The sequence below is a fragment of the Plantactinospora siamensis genome (genome assembly GCF_042434095.1).
Lineage (GTDB): Bacteria > Actinomycetota > Actinomycetes > Mycobacteriales > Micromonosporaceae > KBS50.
Map to the genome: position 1 here is coordinate 582,240 of NZ_JBHLUE010000004.1, position 14,409 is coordinate 596,648.

15 protein-coding genes are annotated in these 14,409 nt (G+C 77.1%); 4 read left to right on the forward strand and 11 right to left on the reverse strand.

The window, feature by feature from the left end:
• Positions 1 to 217: 217 nt before the first annotated feature.
• The 7 genes from ACFFHU_RS07550 to ACFFHU_RS07580 are packed head-to-tail and all read right to left on the reverse strand — an operon-like array spanning position 218 to position 6,255.
• Entirely contained in the window at positions 218 to 1,723 is a 1,506-nt protein-coding gene (locus tag ACFFHU_RS07550; RefSeq protein ID WP_377336960.1) for a cation:dicarboxylate symporter family transporter, read from the reverse strand.
• A gap of 55 nt (positions 1,724 to 1,778) precedes the next feature.
• Positions 1,779 to 2,429 carry a DedA family protein gene (locus ACFFHU_RS07555; protein ID WP_377336961.1) on the reverse strand — a complete coding sequence of 217 codons (651 nt, stop codon included), beginning with the start codon at positions 2,427 to 2,429 and terminating at the stop codon, positions 1,779 to 1,781.
• A gap of 41 nt (positions 2,430 to 2,470) precedes the next feature.
• Entirely contained in the window at positions 2,471 to 3,022 is a 552-nt protein-coding gene (locus tag ACFFHU_RS07560) for a hypothetical protein (RefSeq protein WP_377336962.1), read from the reverse strand.
• Positions 3,019 to 4,248 carry a molybdopterin-dependent oxidoreductase gene (locus tag ACFFHU_RS07565; protein WP_377336963.1) on the reverse strand — a complete coding sequence of 410 codons (1,230 nt, stop codon included), beginning with the start codon at positions 4,246 to 4,248 and terminating at the stop codon, positions 3,019 to 3,021. Before ACFFHU_RS07565 ends, ACFFHU_RS07560 begins: the two co-directional genes overlap by 4 nt.
• Complete coding sequence (locus ACFFHU_RS07570; RefSeq protein ID WP_377336964.1) at positions 4,245 to 4,925, reverse strand: class I SAM-dependent methyltransferase; 681 nt, start codon at positions 4,923 to 4,925, stop codon at positions 4,245 to 4,247. Before ACFFHU_RS07570 ends, ACFFHU_RS07565 begins: the two co-directional genes overlap by 4 nt.
• Positions 4,922 to 5,602, reverse strand: coding sequence for a TIGR04282 family arsenosugar biosynthesis glycosyltransferase (locus tag ACFFHU_RS07575; RefSeq protein ID WP_377336965.1), 681 nt, complete (start codon positions 5,600 to 5,602; stop codon positions 4,922 to 4,924). Before ACFFHU_RS07575 ends, ACFFHU_RS07570 begins: the two co-directional genes overlap by 4 nt.
• A complete protein-coding gene (locus ACFFHU_RS07580) occupies positions 5,599 to 6,255 on the reverse strand; it encodes a glycosyltransferase family 2 protein (protein ID WP_377336966.1) in 657 nt (218 codons plus the stop codon). The genes ACFFHU_RS07575 and ACFFHU_RS07580 overlap by 4 nt, the downstream gene beginning before the upstream one ends.
• 146 nt (positions 6,256 to 6,401) lie before the next feature.
• Here ACFFHU_RS07580 and ACFFHU_RS07585 point away from each other — a divergent pair, with 146 nt between their 5' ends.
• On the forward strand, positions 6,402 to 7,769 hold the full coding sequence (locus tag ACFFHU_RS07585) for a hypothetical protein (protein ID WP_377336967.1): 1,368 nt from the start codon (positions 6,402 to 6,404) through the stop codon (positions 7,767 to 7,769).
• Here ACFFHU_RS07585 and ACFFHU_RS07590 read toward each other — a convergent pair.
• Positions 7,741 to 8,823, reverse strand: a complete 1,083-nt coding sequence (locus tag ACFFHU_RS07590; protein WP_377336968.1) for an NAD-dependent epimerase/dehydratase family protein — start codon at positions 8,821 to 8,823, stop codon at positions 7,741 to 7,743. The two genes, ACFFHU_RS07585 and ACFFHU_RS07590, sit on opposite strands and share 29 nt — an antisense overlap.
• A 113-nt stretch (positions 8,824 to 8,936) precedes the next feature.
• Here ACFFHU_RS07590 and ACFFHU_RS07595 point away from each other — a divergent pair, with 113 nt between their 5' ends.
• Positions 8,937 to 9,755 (forward strand): response regulator transcription factor, encoded by an 819-nt coding sequence (locus ACFFHU_RS07595; RefSeq protein WP_377336970.1) that lies wholly within the window; start codon positions 8,937 to 8,939, stop codon positions 9,753 to 9,755.
• Positions 9,748 to 10,875 (forward strand): sensor histidine kinase, encoded by a 1,128-nt coding sequence (locus ACFFHU_RS07600; protein WP_377336972.1) that lies wholly within the window; start codon positions 9,748 to 9,750, stop codon positions 10,873 to 10,875. Before ACFFHU_RS07595 ends, ACFFHU_RS07600 begins: the two co-directional genes overlap by 8 nt.
• A gap of 21 nt (positions 10,876 to 10,896) precedes the next feature.
• On the opposite strand, the gene ACFFHU_RS07605 is transcribed toward ACFFHU_RS07600, so the two are convergent.
• Together ACFFHU_RS07605 and ACFFHU_RS07610 are read right to left on the reverse strand one after the other, a co-directional pair.
• Positions 10,897 to 12,207 (reverse strand): sensor histidine kinase, encoded by a 1,311-nt coding sequence (locus tag ACFFHU_RS07605; RefSeq protein ID WP_377336974.1) that lies wholly within the window; start codon positions 12,205 to 12,207, stop codon positions 10,897 to 10,899.
• Positions 12,204 to 12,905 carry a response regulator transcription factor gene (locus ACFFHU_RS07610; RefSeq protein WP_377336976.1) on the reverse strand — a complete coding sequence of 234 codons (702 nt, stop codon included), beginning with the start codon at positions 12,903 to 12,905 and terminating at the stop codon, positions 12,204 to 12,206. Before ACFFHU_RS07610 ends, ACFFHU_RS07605 begins: the two co-directional genes overlap by 4 nt.
• Before the next feature lie 104 nt (positions 12,906 to 13,009).
• Between ACFFHU_RS07610 and ACFFHU_RS07615 the strand changes: the two genes are divergently transcribed.
• Positions 13,010 to 13,567 (forward strand): hypothetical protein, encoded by a 558-nt coding sequence (locus tag ACFFHU_RS07615; RefSeq protein ID WP_377336977.1) that lies wholly within the window; start codon positions 13,010 to 13,012, stop codon positions 13,565 to 13,567.
• Positions 13,568 to 13,583: 16 nt separating this feature from the next.
• On the opposite strand, the gene ACFFHU_RS07620 is transcribed toward ACFFHU_RS07615, so the two are convergent.
• Positions 13,584 to 14,381 (reverse strand): FAD:protein FMN transferase, encoded by a 798-nt coding sequence (locus ACFFHU_RS07620; protein ID WP_377337278.1) that lies wholly within the window; start codon positions 14,379 to 14,381, stop codon positions 13,584 to 13,586.
• Between the last annotated feature and the right edge of the window lie 28 nt (positions 14,382 to 14,409).

Consider the following 14,409-nt stretch of genomic DNA (forward strand, 5'->3'; position numbering starts at 1 on the left):
CGCCGGCCTGACGTCGGCGTGCCCCGTCGTGGCCTGGGGATGGACGCGGACCGTGGACCCGACGGGTCCACGGTCCGCGGGACACCTACCGCCGGAGCGCAGCCGGCGCCGGGGTTTGGCGCAGGCGAGCACCGGCCCGCCAGCCGGCCGCCGGAGCGCAGCCGGAGCCGGGGTTTGGCGCAGGCGAGCACCGGCCCGCCAGCCAGCCGGCCGCCGGTCAGCGCTGGGTGGGCAGATCCGGCGCGGCGGCCGACCGGGCCTGCACGTCGGTGCCGTCCACCGGCCGCCCGGCCGGGTCCACCTCGACATCGCGGCGGGCCGCGTCACCCTCCCCGGCATCGCGGCGGGCGGCGGCGTCCTCCCCGGCCGCCTGGTGCCGGTCGTCGAGCATGGTGCTCTCGTCGAACGGGTCCCGCCCGGCCAGCACCGCGACCGTCCGCTCCCGGTCGATCTGGCCGGTCCAGGTGCCGACCAGCACGGTGGCCACCGCGTTGCCGGCGAAGTTGGTCAACGCCCGGGCCTCGGACATGAACCGGTCGATGCCCACGATGAGCCCGACCCCGTCCACCAGGTCCGGCCGGTGGCTCTGCAGCCCGCCGGCGAGCGTCGCCAGGCCGGCGCCGGTCACCCCGGCCGCGCCCTTGGAGGCCAGGATCATGAACAGCAGCAGCGAGACCTGCTCGCCCACCGACAGCGGCTTGCCCATCGCGTCGGCGATGAACAGCGAGGCCATCGTCAGGTAGATGGCGGTTCCGTCGAGGTTGAAGGAGTACCCGGTGGGGACCGTGATGCCCACGACGGTCCGGTCCACGCCGGCGTGCTGCATCTTGGCGATCAGCCGGGGCAGGGCGGACTCGGACGAGGAGGTGGAGAGGATGAGCAGGAACTCCCGGCCCAAATAGGCGAGCAGCTTGAAGATCGAGATCCGGGCGACGAACCAGAGCAGCGCGCCGAGCACCACGAAGACGAAGATGAGGCAGGTGGCGTAGAAGCCCAGCATCACCTGGAGCAGGCTCTTCAGCGCGTTCACGCCGGTGGCGCCGACCACCGCGGCCATCGCGCCGAAGGCGCCGATCGGGGCCACCCACATGATCATCGCGAGCACCTTGAAGACCACCCGCTGCAGGGCCGCGATCGCGTTGATCACCGGCTCACCGCGCGAGCCGAGGCTCTGCACCGCGAAGCCCACCAGGAGGGCGACCAGCAGCGCCGGCAGCACGTCACCCTCGGTCAACGCGGAGAACAGCGTGCTCGGGATGATGCCCAGCAGGAAGTCGACCGTTCCCTTGGCCTCCCCCGACGCCGCCTTCTGGCCGGCCCCGGCGAGGGCGTCGGTGAGCTGCAGGCCGGCGCCCGGGTGGATGACGTTGCCCACCACCAAACCGATCGCCAGCGCGACGGTCGACATCACCAGGAAGTAGCCGAGCGCGAGCCCGCCCACCTTGCCGACCTGGGCGGCCCGGCGGACCGAGCCGACGCCGAGGACGATCGTGCAGAAGATCACCGGCACGATCATCATCTTGATCAGGTTGACGAAGCCCGTGCCGAGCGGCGCCAGTTTCTTGCCGAAGTCGGGGAAGAGGAAGCCGACCGCGATGCCGAGCAGGACGGCGACGATGACCGCCAGGTAGAGGTACCGGGTGCGATCCCGCCGCCGGGCGGGCGCGACGGTGTCGGCGTCATCCCCCGGTCGGGACGGGCTGGCCTCGGAGGTAGTGGACATGGCCGGTCACCTTACCCCGGTGTAACCGAGGTCACATCTCACCGCGCGGGGGCGGTCACCCGTCCTGAGCCGGGCGGTCGCTCCCGTTCGCCGGCCGGTCGTTCCGCTCCCGCCGGGCGACTCGGACGCGCCAGACCACCAACGCCACCACCAGCACCGCGACGGCCACCGCCGCCGTGGTGCGGCCGAGGTAGTGCTCCACCCGCCGGTACGAGTTGCCGGCCAGGTAGCCGACCAACACCACCCCGGTGCCCCAGACCAGGCCGCCGGCCGCGTTCCAGGCCAGGAACCGCCGGTACGGCATGTGGGCCGCGCCGGCGAGCGCCGGCATCACGGCCCGGAAGAACGCGATGAATCGGCCGAGGAACACGGCCCGGCCGCCCCGCTCCGCCAGCAGCTCCTGGGCCCGGTCCAGCCGCTCGGTGTGCCGGCGCAGCGCGCGGGTGCGGGTCAGCCGCGGACCCAGCCGGCTGCCCACCTCGTACCCGATGCTGTCCCCGATGATCGCGGCGAGCACCACCAGCACGACCACCGTGGTCAGCGAGGTGTGCCCGAGGGCCGCGGTCACGCCGCCGATCAGCGCCGCCGTCTCCCCCGGCACGACGAAGCCGATGAACAGCGCGTCCTCGGCCAGCACCAGCGCGGCGACCGCCGCGTACACGAGGGGACCCGGCAGCGACACCAACCGGTCGACCAGCCCACCCATCCCGCCACCCTACGACCCGGCCCGGCGCCGCGCTCGCGTGATCATGAGGTTGGCCGGCCGTTCCCCGGCGTGTCGCGCCCGCCAGCTTCATGATCGTCCGGAGGGGTGCGCGGCCGGCGGGGGCGGCGGCGGGACAGCAGGGCGGCGGCGGCCACGCCGAGCCAGAGCGCGAGCAGCCAGACCGCCAGGCCGCGCGGGTAATCGCGATCCTGCAGGCCGGGGTTCGGCGGCGCCGCCGCCGGCCGCCAGACCAGCGGCACCGCGATCAGCAACAGCGTGCCGGTCACCACCAGGCCGCCCCGCAGCCAGCGCCGGGCCGCGGGGCCACGCGCCAGCCGGGTCAGGGCGAGCCCGACCAGCCCGACCAGCGGCGCCACCAGGACGTCGTGCAGCACCGGCCCGGCCAGCAGCCACCAGGCGGTCGCACCGAGCTGCGGCCGGAGCAGGAACAGCCCGTACCCGCCGGCCGCCGCGCCGGCCAGCACCAGCACGGTCCGCACGCCCCGCTGCCCGGACCCGCCCACGGATGACCCGGCCGACAGATCGGCCGGCGCCGGCCCGGCCGGATCGGCGCCGGCTGCCGGGTGTGTCATGGCAGCACCTCCAGCCTGGTCACCCACTTGGTCTGGAGCACGCCGGGCCGGCTCGGGGCGATGATCCGGCAGGGGTACCCGTGGTCCGGCGTCAGCGGCGCCCCGGCCAGCCCGAGCGCCAGCAGCGTGCGCGGATCCCGCGCGTGCGCGGCCGGCAGCACGCTGGACGCGTACAGCCCGTCCCCCTCCAGCGAGCGCACCCGCACGGGCCGCCCGGCCGGGGCGCCGGCCGCGGCGAGCAGCGCCCGCACCGGCACCCCGGTCCAGGTGGCGGTGGCGCTCCACCCCTCGACGCAGGCGATCGGCAACCGTTCCGAGCGCTGCGGCAACGCGGCCAGCTCGGCCAGGCTGAACGACCGGGACCCGCCCGGATGCGTCACGGTGAGCCGCCAGTCCGGCGGGACCGCCACGCCGGCCGCCGCGGCGGTCCGGTTGACCGGGACCCCGGCCGGCGGGTCCGCGCCGCGCCAGGCCAGCGGCGAGAGCCAGCGCAGGCCGGGCACCGTGACACCGGCCGTGGCCAGCACCGCGGCCCCGGCGGCCCCCACGGCGGTACGCAGCACCGCGCGCCGTTCGGCCACGAACGCCGGCGCCCCGTACCCGGTCCGCAGGGCCGCCCGGGTGACCGGCAGCTTCACGCCCACGTGCGCGAGCAGCGCGCCGACGGCCAGCCAGGCCACCGCGTAGTGGGCGGCCGGGAAGAAGAACCGCCACGGGTACGACTGGGCCACGTTGAACAGCCCGGTGACCAGCTCGAAGAACACGGCCGCGAGCAGCGCGAGGATGCTCGCCCGCTCGGCCGCGTGCCCGAGCAGCGGGCCAAGCCGGGACGCCGGACCGGCCCCCGCCCCGCCCCGCCCGCGGCCGCGCCACCGGGGCGGCCGGGCGAACAGCCGCGGGTAGACGGCCCACAGCTTTGCCAGCAGCAGCGGCACGGCCGCCACCCCGGAGAGCACGTGCAGCCCCTGGGTCACCCGGTAGAGCTGGACCGGCCGGGTCGGCCAGCCGAAGCCGGCCGGCGGGTGCTGGGCCAGATGGCTCGCCAGCCCGGTGCCGAAGCAGACCGCCACCGCCACGCCCAGCCACAGGCCCAGCCGGGCGGCCACCTGCGGCGCGTGCCCGGGCGCCCGGAAGTCCTCCGGCCGGGGCGCCCGCGGCCGTGGCCAGCGCGGCCGGGCCGGAAGGGGCCGGCGCGGGCGCGGCGCCGGCGTCGACGGGGGCGTCATCGCGATCGCACCAGTTCGACGAACCAGCGTCCCTGCACCGGCAGGACGTTCTGCACGGTCAGCGCGCCGGCCGGGACGTACCGGTGCACCAGATCGGACGCGAGCCCGGCCCAGTGGAACGCGGGCCCGCGCCGGGCCGGGCCGGCACCCCGGCCGTACGCCAGGTGCGCCGGCCCGGCCCAGCCGCCGGCGCCGGGGGCGTCCACCTCCACCAGGGTCGTGCCGCCGGGACGCAGCAGCGCCGCGCAGCGGCGCAGCAGCGCCGCCGGGTCACCGCCGATGCCGATGTTGCCGTCCAGCAGTAGCACGTGCGCCCACCGCCCCTCCCCGGGAAGCTCTTCGAAGACGTCCCGGCACAGCGCGGCGGCGCCGCGCCGGCGGGTCAGCCGCACCGCCACCGGCGAGGTGTCGATGCCGAGCGCCGGCAGCCCGCGCCGGGCCACCGCGGCCACCGCCCGGCCGGGTCCGCAGCCGACGTCCAGGGTGGGACCCGCGCACCGGGCCACCAGCCACCGGACGGCCGGTTCGGCCGGGCCGTGCCAGCGGCGTACCGGCAGCGGGGTCCACCGGCCGTCGGGCCGGATCAGCCAGTACGGCCGCGGCCGGGCATCCGCGCCGAGCACCGCCGCGAAGGTCGGCCCGGTGGCGAGGGCGGGCGCCGGGGCGCTCCCGGTCATGCCGGCGCCGCCGTCCGTGCGGCCCGGTCCACCGCGGCCACCGCCGCGCCGAACCTGCCGGCCGGCGAGCCGGCGGCCACCGTCCGGGCGGCCCGCCAGGTGTCCACATCGGTCAGCTCGGGCAGGTCGCCCACCCGCAGCCCGCGGGCGACGAGCGCGGCCCGGGTCAGCCGCCCGGTGTCCGGAGTGGACATCGGTACGGCGCGCAGCGCCGCGGCGTGCCGAGGATCGGCCAGGCCGAGGGCCCACCAGCCGCCGTCGGTGGCCGGACCGAGCAGCGCCTCCTCGCCCGCCAGCCGGCGTGCCGCCGCGGCCAGCACGGCGGGACCCGCCTGCGGGGTGTCCATCCCGAGCTGCAGCACCGGCCGGCCCGGGGCCAGCGCGGCCGCGTCGGCGTGCGCGTTCGCCAGCCGCTCCGCCAAGCCGGTCCCGCGCTGGGGGAAGAGCCGCCAGCCGGCCAGCGCGGCGCGCAGCTCGGCCGACCGGACCGCCGCGTCCAGCCGGCCGGCAAGGGCCAGCACGGGAAGCGCGCCCGGGGTGGCCCGTACCGCGTCGAGGGTGTCCAGCAGCGCGGCGGCGGCCACCGCCGCGGCCTGACCGGGCGTGGCCGGCGGGCAGAGCCGGGTCTTGACCAGGCCGGGCACCGGCGCCTTCGCCATCACCAGCAGCACGGTCATCGCAGCACCCCCGCCATGTCCCGGGCCGCTCGCAGGGTGCCGCGGACCGAACCGGAGACCTTCGAGCGCGTCCCGGCGGCCCGGCGGGCGTACCCGACGTCCAGCTCCCGGATCCGCCAGCCGGCGCGGCCGGCGCGCAGCAGCAGCTCCAGCGGGTAGCCGAAGGCGCGGTCGGTCACCCCGAGGTCCAGCAGCGCCGTCCGGCGGGCCACCCGGACCGGCCCGATGTCGTGCACCGGTACGCCGCGGCGGCGCAGCAGGGCCGCGATGAGCGCGTTGCCGAGCCTTGCGTGCCAGGGCCAGGCACCGACCGCCACCGGCACCCGGCGACCCACCACCAGATCCGCGGCGCCGGCCAGCACCGGCGCGGCGAGCCCGGGCAACGCCGCCGGGTCGAGCGAGCCGTCCGCGTCCAGCACGCAGACCAGCTCCGCGCCGGCCGCCAGCAAGCCGCGGTGTACGGCCGCGCCGTACCCGCGGCGCGGCTCGGTCACCACGTGCGCGCCGTACCGGCGGGCCACCTCGGCCGAGCCGTCCGTGGAACCGTTGTCCACCACGATCGCCCGGTAGCCGGGCGGCAGCGCCGACAGCACCCCCGGCAGCGCCGCCGCCTCGTCGAGGCAGGGCAGCACCACGTCCAGCGTGATCTCCATGCGGCGACGGTAGGTGCGTTTCCGCCGTCCCGACCCGCCCCGCCCGCTTACGGAACCCTTACGCCACAACGATTCCTTACGAGTCCGTGACGTCCCGCCACGACACCGGCGGAGGGCGGTGAAGCCCGCTACCGTCGGCGGTCACCATGACGCAGCCGCCACAACAGACTCCCCGCCCCTCGCCGTCGGCCGGGCGCGCCGATCTCGTCGTACTCGCCGTCGAGGCCGGCCTGGTGGCCGCGGCGGCCCTGGTGGGCGCGGTGCTCAACCAGCGCGGCGTCCGGCTGCACGCCGACGCCGCGCCGCTGTACGCCAGCTGGCACCCGCACGTCGGCTGGGGCACCCCGGCGGCGCTGCTGGTGGCGGTCGCGGTCGTCCGCTGGGGCCCGCCGCTGGCCCGCCGGCTGGGCTGGCGGCCGCTGCTGGCCGCCGGGTACGCCGCCGCGGTGGCCTGGACCCTCGCGCTCGCGCTGGTCGACGGCTGGTCGACCGGGCTGGCCCGGCGGCTCACCCCGCAGGCCGAGTACCTGTGGGAGGTGAAGCGGGTCACCGACATCCCGGCCATGCTGGCCGGCTTCACCGGGCGGATCCTGGACTTCCAGCCCGACTCGTGGGCCACGCACACCGCCGGCCATCCGCCCGGCGCGCTGCTCGTGTTCGTCTGGCTGGACCGGCTCGGCCTCGGCGGCGGGGCCGCGGCGGCGCTGCTCTGCGTGCTCGTGGGCGGCACGGTGGCGGTGTCCGTGCCGGTGACGCTGCGGGCGCTGGGCGACGAGGCCGCGGCCCGGGCCGTGCTGCCGTTCCTGGTGCTGCTGCCCGGCGCGGTCTGGGTGGGCGCCTCGGCCGACGGCATCTTCGCCGGCGTGGTGGCGGCCGGGCTGGCGCTGCTGGCGCTGCCCGGCCGGTGGGCCGCCGTCCCGGCCGGGCTGCTGCTGGGCTTCGCTCTGTACCTCTCCTATGGCCTCGTGCTCGTGGGCCCGCTCGCCGTCGTGGTGCTCGCGCTCCGCCCGGGCCGGGCGGCCGGGGCGGTCCGGACGGGTCTGCTGGCGGCGGCCGGCGTGCTGGCCGTGGTGCTGGCGTTCACGCTCGCCGGCTTCGACTGGTGGACGGGCTACCGGCTGGTGGCCATCCGCTACGACCAGGGCTGGGCCGCGGACCGCCCGTACGGCTACTGGGTCTGGGCGAACCTGGCCGCGCTGGTGTGCTCGGCCGGGCCGGCCGCGGCGCCCGCGGTGCGCCGCGCCGTCACGCAGCTGCGGGGGGCGCGCGGCGCCACGGCCTGGCTGCGTCGCGGCGGCCCGACGGCCTGGCTGCCGCTGGCGGCGGCGCTCGCCGTGCTGGCCGCGGACGCGTCCGGGTTCTCCAAGGCGGAGGTCGAGCGGATCTGGCTGCCGTTCCTGGTCTGGCTGCTGGTGGCCACCGCCCGGCTGCCGGAGTCGGACCGGCGGCGGTGGCTGGCCGCCCAGGCCGTCACCGCGCTGGCCGTCAACCACCTGCTGCTGACGGTGTCCTGACCCGGGCCGGCGGCCGGAGCGGATCCGTGGCGAAGGCGGCCACCCCGGCCCGGAACGGCACCTCCGCCACGAAGCCCAGCCGCAGCGCGGCGCGGCGCGGATCGGCCACCACGTGCCGGACGTCGGCCGCGCGGGCCCCGCCGACCACCTCGGGCGGCGGACCGGCCATCGCCGCGGCCAGCTCGGTGGCCAACTCCCCCACCGTGTGCTGTTCCCCGGAGCAGACGTTCACCGCCTCGAAGCCGTCCGCCGGGCGATCCGCGCGCAGCGCCAGCAGGTTCGCCCGGGCCACGTCGCGGACGTGTACGAAGTCCCGACGCTGCCGGCCGTCCTCCAGCACCCGGGGCGGCCGGCCGGCCGCGAGCGCCGACCGGAAGATCGAGGCCACCCCCGCGTACGGGGTGTCGCGGGGCATCCGCGGCCCGTACACGTTGTGGTAGCGCAGCGCCCACACCGAGCCGCCGGTCTGCCGGGCCCACGCGGCCGCCAGGTGCTCCTGGGCCAGCTTGGTGGCCGCGTACGTGCTCCGCGGGCGCAGCGGCGCCTCCTCCGGCACCAGCTCGGAACGCAGCGGCGCGGCGCAGCGCGGACAGCCCGGGTCGTACCGGCCGGCCGCGAGGTCCTCCGGGCGGCGCGGGGCGGGCGGCACCAGCCCGTGCGCGGCGCACCGGTATCGCCCCTCGCCGTAGACCACCATCGAGCTGGCCAGCACCAGCCGGCGTACCCCGGCCGCGTGCATGGCGGCCAGCAGCACGGCGGTGCCCAGGTCGTTGTGCCCGGCGTAGCCGGGCGCGTCGGCCGGGTCGAGGCCGTGCCCCACCATGGCGGCCTGGTGGCAGACGGCGTCGACGCCGCGAAGCAGGCCGGCCAGCCGGTCCGGATCCCGTACGTCGCCGACCACCAGCGGATGCCGGGCCGACCAGTCCGGCGGGGCGTCGCCGTGCGCCTCCGGCAGCAGCGCGTCGAGCAGCGTCACGTCGTCCCCGTCCGCGGCGGCCGCGTCGGCGACGTGCGAGCCCACGAATCCGGCCCCGCCGGTGATGAGTATCCGCATCCGCCCCACGCTAGGCGCGGCGCCGGTGGCCGGCGCGTACCGGCGGCAAGCCGTAAGCGACCGGAAAGACTTTGCCCGGCGGCGCCCGGCCGGGCGCTGGCTACGCTGCGAGGATGGTGGCGAACGCGGCGGTGGCCGGGGCGGGGCGGCGGGTGCTGGTGGTCGACGACGACCGGACCGTCAGCGACGTGGTGTGCCGGTACCTCGACCGGGCCGGCTACCGGGTCTCGCACGCGGCCGACGGCGCCGCGGCGCTGGCCGCGGTGGCGCGTACGGCGCCGGATCTGGTCGTCCTGGATCTGATGCTGCCGCTGATCGACGGCCTGGAGGTGTGCCGGCGGCTGCGGGACCGGTCCGCGACGCTGCCGATCGTCATGCTCACGGCCCTCGGCGACGAGGCGGACCGGATCCTCGGGTTGCAGCTCGGCGCCGACGACTACGTGACGAAGCCGTTCTCCCCGCGCGAGCTGGTGCTGCGGGTCGGGTCGGTGCTGCGCCGGGCCGGCGTCGAGACCGGGCCGGCGGCGAGCGGGGCCGGTGTCGACGCCGGCCCGGCGGCCGGCGAGACGGGGCCGGTGGCCGGCGGTGCGGCCGGCCGCACCGGGCCGGTGCCGCCCGACGCGCCGCCGCCGCTGCGCGACGGGGAGCTGGTGGTCGACGCCGGTCGCCGGGTGGCCCGGCTGCGCGGGGCCGGGCTGGCGCTGACCGTGCGCGAGTTCGACCTGCTGGAGTTCCTGCTCCGGCACCCCGGCCGGGCGTTCCGCCGGGCCGAGCTGCTGGACCGGGTGTGGGGCTGGCGGTTCGGCGACCAGTCCACGGTCACCGTGCACGTCCGCCGGCTGCGGGAAAAGATCGAGGACGATCCGGCCGCGCCGCGCCGGATCGTCACGGTGTGGGGCGTCGGCTACCGGTACGAGTACGCCGATGCGTGACATCCTGCTCATCTTCGGGATCGCGCTGCTCGGCGCCGGCGCGGTCGGGGTGGCCGGCGGCGTGCTGCTGCGGCTGCTGCCGGCCCGGTCGATCACCGTGCACCTGGCCGTGCTGCTGGCCACGACCGTGGCGGCCGTGGTGGCCGGCGTCGTGGTGGCGGCCGAGGCGATGTTCCTGTCGCCGCACGATCTGGAGGTCGTGCTGCTCACCGTGACGGCCGCGGCGGCGGTGAGCCTCGGGCTCGGGGTGCTGTCCGGCCGCCGGCTGGCGGCCGCGGCGGTCTGGGCGGACCAGGCCCGCCAGCGGGAGCGGCAGCTCGAGAAGGGCCGGCGCGACCTGGTGGCCTGGGTCTCGCACGACCTGCGCACCCCGCTGGCCGGGCTGCGGGCCATGGCCGAGGCGCTCGAGGACGGCGTGGTCGACGATCCGGCCACGGTGGCCGAATATCACCGCCGGATCCGGGTGCAGACCGACCGGATGTCCCGGCTGGTGGACGACCTGTTCGAGCTGTCCCGGATCAATGCGGGCGCGCTGCGGCTCACCCCGTCCGCCGTACCGCTGCGGGAGCTGGTCTCGGACGCGCTGGCCGGCGCCGCGCCGCTGGCCGCGACCCGGCGGATCCGGCTGGTGGCCGCCGACTCGGGCTGGCCGGTGGTCACCGCGAGCGAGCCGGAGCTGTCCCGGGTGGTGGCCAACCTGCTGCTCAACGCCGTCCGGTACACCCCGGACGACGGCACCGTGCGGGTGGCGGCCGGCCGGGACGGCGGTTCGGTCTGGCTGTCGGTGGCCGACACCTGCGGCGGCATCCCGCCGGACGACCTGCCCCGGGTCTTCGACGTGGCGTTCCGCGGCGAGCGGGCGCGGACCCCCCGCCAGGCCACCGGCCCGGCGTACGACGAGCGGCCGTCGTACGAAGGGGGGCCGGCGTACCGCGGCCCGGTTGGGAACGGATCGACGGCGGCGGCCGCCGCGGGCGATCCGGGGCCGGCCGGCGGCCTCGGTCTGGCCATCGTGCGCGGCCTGGTGGAGGCGCACGGCGGGCGGGTGGACGTGCACAACGTGACCGGCGGTTGCCGGTTCGTCGTCCGCCTCCCGGCCGCCCCCAGCGCCGCCGGCTGAGCCCCGGCGAAGGCCGCCCGCTCAGCGGCCGCGCAGCCAGCCGGCCGGACCGTCCGGCTCCGGCGCGCCGAGGTCGAGCGACACGATCGCGCCGCCACCCGGATTGGGCGCCGTGGACAGGCCGCCACCGGATCCGGCGGCCGTGCGGGCCGCGATGTCCAGGCCCAGCCCGGTAGAGCCGCCGCCGCTGCGGCCGCGCTCCACCGGCAGCCCGTGCGGCATCCCGGGCCCCCGGTCGGCGATCGTCAGCCGCGCCCCGCCGCCCGGGCGCCGGTGCAACCGCACGGCGAACCCGGCGCCCTCCGGGGTGTGCCCGAAGACGTTGTCCAGCAGGGCGTCCACGGCCACGGCCAGGGCATCGGCCGAGACCCGTACCGGGATGGGGCCCGGGGGTAGGTCGACGGCCACCGCCCGTTGTTCCTCGTCGGCGAGCGCCGACCAGAACGCCACCCGGTCGGCCAGCACCCGGACCGCGTCGCAGCGACCGGCGGGGCCCGGGCGGCCGGGCCCGCGCGCGGTCCGGATGATGTCGTCCACCGACCGCTCCAGCGCCGCCACGTCGGCCAACACCCGGTCCCGGTCGACGCCCGCGGGCAGGCCCTCGGCGTCGATCCGCAGCGCGGTCATCGGGGTACGCAGCCGGTGCGAAAGGTCGGCCACCCGTTCCCGCTCCCGGAGCAGCAGCTCGCCGACCCGACCGGCCAGCTGGTTGAGCCCGGTCCCGACGGCCCGTACCTCCGGTGGTCCCTCGGCGTCGGCCCGCTCGTCGAGCTGGCCGGCGGCCATCCGGTGCGACACCGCGGCCACCGCGGCCAGCGGCCGGACGAAACTGCGGGCCAGCTGGTCGGCGACCAGCACGCTGACCACGACCAGACCCGCGCCGAGCAGCCCGAGCACCGTCCAGGCGCCGGCCACGCCCCGGTAGAGCTCCGCGTCCGGTACGACGGTACGGATCACCGCGGTGCCATCGGGCAGCCCGCCCACCGCCACGAGCACCTCCCGGCCGCCCGGCACGTCGTGCGCGACGCTCCGCCCGGCGGCGGCCCGGTCCACCGTCCCGGACCGGCCGGCCGGCGCGCCGACGACCTGCCCGTCCGGCAGGAACACGGTGACCGGGTGCGGGTTGACCGCGTTGACCTGGCTCACCGTGGCCGCCAGCGCCTCCGGGTCGGCCGAGGCCACGACCGGGGCCAGCGCCTGCGTCTCGACGGCGGCCGCGCTGACCGCCCGGTCGGCCGCCGACGAGCGGACCAGCATGGCGAGCGGCACGAGGAACGCCACCACCACGAGCAGGCTGGTGGCGGAGACCAGCAGGATCAGCCGGACCCTCACGACCGGTCGCGCTCCCCCGGCTCGCCGGCGGTCAGCTTGACCCCGACGCCGCGGAGGGTGTGCAGGTAGCGCGGGTTGCGGGCGTCGTCGCCGAGCTTGCGGCGCAGCCAGGACAGGTGCACGTCAACGGTCTTGTCGGCCCCGCCGGTCGGCTGCCGCCAGACGTGCCGGAGCAGCTCCTGCTTGGTCACCACGGTGCCCGCGCGGGTGGCCAGGTAGCCGAGCAGGTCGAACTCGCGCGGCGTGAGCTCCACGGGGCGGCCGTCGAGGGTGACCTGCCGGGTGGTCAGATCGATCCGCAGGCCGCCCAGGGTGATCGGCGCGGCGGTCGGGTCGGTGCCGGCCCGGCGCAGCACCGCCCGGATCCGGGCGTCCAGGTGGGCCGCGCCGAACGGCTTGCACAGGTAGTCGTCGGCGCCGTGATGCAGGGCGCCCACGATGGCCGCCTCGTCGTCCCGGGCCGTGGCCACCACCACCGGTGTGGCGCTGACCGAGCGCAGCATCCGGAGCACCTCGACCCCGTCCACGTCCGGCAGCCCCAGGTCGAGGACGACAAGATCGACGGGGTCGCGGTGCGCCATGGCCAGGCCGGTCATCCCGTCGGCGGCGTGCAGCACCACGTGGCCCAGCTCGGTGAGCGCGCGGATGAGGGCCCGCCGGATCTCCGGGTCGTCCTCCACGAGCAGCAGCCTGGCCACCCGCACACGCTAGCTTCCCGGACGCCGGCCCGGCCACGGTGGCCCCAGGCATATCTAAGCGGCATTTAACCTGCGGTTAGGACGGGATGTGCAATGGTTGGCCGATGTCCGGTCCGCTCCGCCGCACGGCCACGAACGTGGTGGCCTGGCTGATCGGCGCCGTCGTCTCGGTCACGGTGGGTGTGCTCGCGCTCACCCGGGTGGATGACGGTCTTGCCGACGGGGTGCAGCCACTCAGTCCGGACTCGGTGACCCGGGCGCTGCCGGCGCCGGAATCGCCGTCCTCGTCGCCCAGTCCGTCGTCGCGGCGGACCCAGTCGGCCACCCCCGGGGCGCCGCACCCCCGGCGTTCGGCGGCCTCCCCGCACCGCTCGACGGCCGCGCCACCCTCACCACGGTCGACCGAGCGGACCCTCACCGCGCAGGGTGGCTCGATCCTCGTCCGCTGCACCTCGGACCAGGTCTATCTCGCCTCGTGGAGCCCCGCGCCCGGCTACCGGGTGGCGGACGTGTCCCGGGGGCCCGACGAACGCGCGGCGCTGACCTTCGTCGGCGAGCGCCGGGAGCTGCGGATCGTGCTGCGCTGCGTCGACGGCGTACCGCAGGCGAACCTGCGGCTCCGGCCCCCCTCGGGCGACGACCGGCACGACGACCTCCGCTGAGCGCGGCGGCCGGCGGTCAGTCCCGGTCGGGCGCGAGCCCGTCCCCGTCGGGCGCGAGCCCGTTCCCGTCGGGCGCGGTCCAGTCCTCGTCGGGCGCCACCGGCAGCCCGGCCGAGTGGAACCCGGTCAGCTCGTCGGTGATCGCCCCGACCTCGTAGCCGGCGGGCAGCTCGGCCAGCCAGCGCAGCCCGGCCTCGCCCATGGCCAGCCCGGCCGTGGCGTACGCGTCGGCGGTTCCCAGGTCGGGGCCGGTCACCGTGACCGAGCTGAGCCCGGTGGCCGGTACGCCCCGGCGCGGGTCGACCACGTGCCGGCCCCGCTCGTACGTCCCGGAGGTGGCGACGGCCAGGTCGCTGACGGCCAGCACCCAGACCACCTTGTCGGCCTCGACGGGGTGCCGGATGCCGATCCGCCAGGGCTCGCCGGGGCGGGGACCGCCACGGGCCCGGATGTCGCCGCCCGCGTTGATCCAGTGCGCGTAGCTGCCGGCCGCCAGCAACCGGTCCGAGGCGACCTGGACGGACCAGCCCTTGACGTAGCCGGACGGGTCGAACCGGCCGGTGGCGTACGTGTCGAAGTATCCGTCGGTGGCGATCCACAGGTCGGCGCAGGTCTCGATGACGTGCCGCAGCTCCGGTGAGCACTCCTCGATGGTCAGCTCGCCCCGGTGGAACCGGTTGACCTCGCTGTCCTCGCGGTAGGTGCTGAACCGGCGGTCCACCTCGCGCAGCCAGTCGAAGGTCTGCTCGGCGAGCTCGCCCAGCAGCTCGGCGGGCAGCGGGTCACTGATCTGGAGGCTGATCGCCGTACCCATGATCTGCTCGACCCGCCGCAGCCCCCCG

Coding starts and splice junctions, on each gene's coding strand:
- ACFFHU_RS07550 (WP_377336960.1), bottom strand. CDS start 1,723: ATGTCCACTACCTCCGAGGCCAGCCCGTCCCGACCGGGGGATGACGCC.
- ACFFHU_RS07555 (WP_377336961.1), bottom strand. CDS start 2,429: ATGGGTGGGCTGGTCGACCGGTTGGTGTCGCTGCCGGGTCCCCTCGTG.
- ACFFHU_RS07560 (WP_377336962.1), bottom strand. CDS start 3,022: ATGACACACCCGGCAGCCGGCGCCGATCCGGCCGGGCCGGCGCCGGCC.
- ACFFHU_RS07565 (WP_377336963.1), bottom strand. CDS start 4,248: ATGACGCCCCCGTCGACGCCGGCGCCGCGCCCGCGCCGGCCCCTTCCG.
- ACFFHU_RS07570 (WP_377336964.1), bottom strand. CDS start 4,925: ATGACCGGGAGCGCCCCGGCGCCCGCCCTCGCCACCGGGCCGACCTTC.
- ACFFHU_RS07575 (WP_377336965.1), bottom strand. CDS start 5,602: ATGACCGTGCTGCTGGTGATGGCGAAGGCGCCGGTGCCCGGCCTGGTC.
- ACFFHU_RS07580 (WP_377336966.1), bottom strand. CDS start 6,255: ATGGAGATCACGCTGGACGTGGTGCTGCCCTGCCTCGACGAGGCGGCG.
- ACFFHU_RS07585 (WP_377336967.1), top strand. CDS start 6,402: ATGACGCAGCCGCCACAACAGACTCCCCGCCCCTCGCCGTCGGCCGGG.
- ACFFHU_RS07590 (WP_377336968.1), bottom strand. CDS start 8,823: ATGCGGATACTCATCACCGGCGGGGCCGGATTCGTGGGCTCGCACGTC.
- ACFFHU_RS07595 (WP_377336970.1), top strand. CDS start 8,937: ATGGTGGCGAACGCGGCGGTGGCCGGGGCGGGGCGGCGGGTGCTGGTG.
- ACFFHU_RS07600 (WP_377336972.1), top strand. CDS start 9,748: ATGCGTGACATCCTGCTCATCTTCGGGATCGCGCTGCTCGGCGCCGGC.
- ACFFHU_RS07615 (WP_377336977.1), top strand. CDS start 13,010: ATGTCCGGTCCGCTCCGCCGCACGGCCACGAACGTGGTGGCCTGGCTG.
- ACFFHU_RS07620 (WP_377337278.1), bottom strand. CDS start 14,381: ATGGGTACGGCGATCAGCCTCCAGATCAGTGACCCGCTGCCCGCCGAG.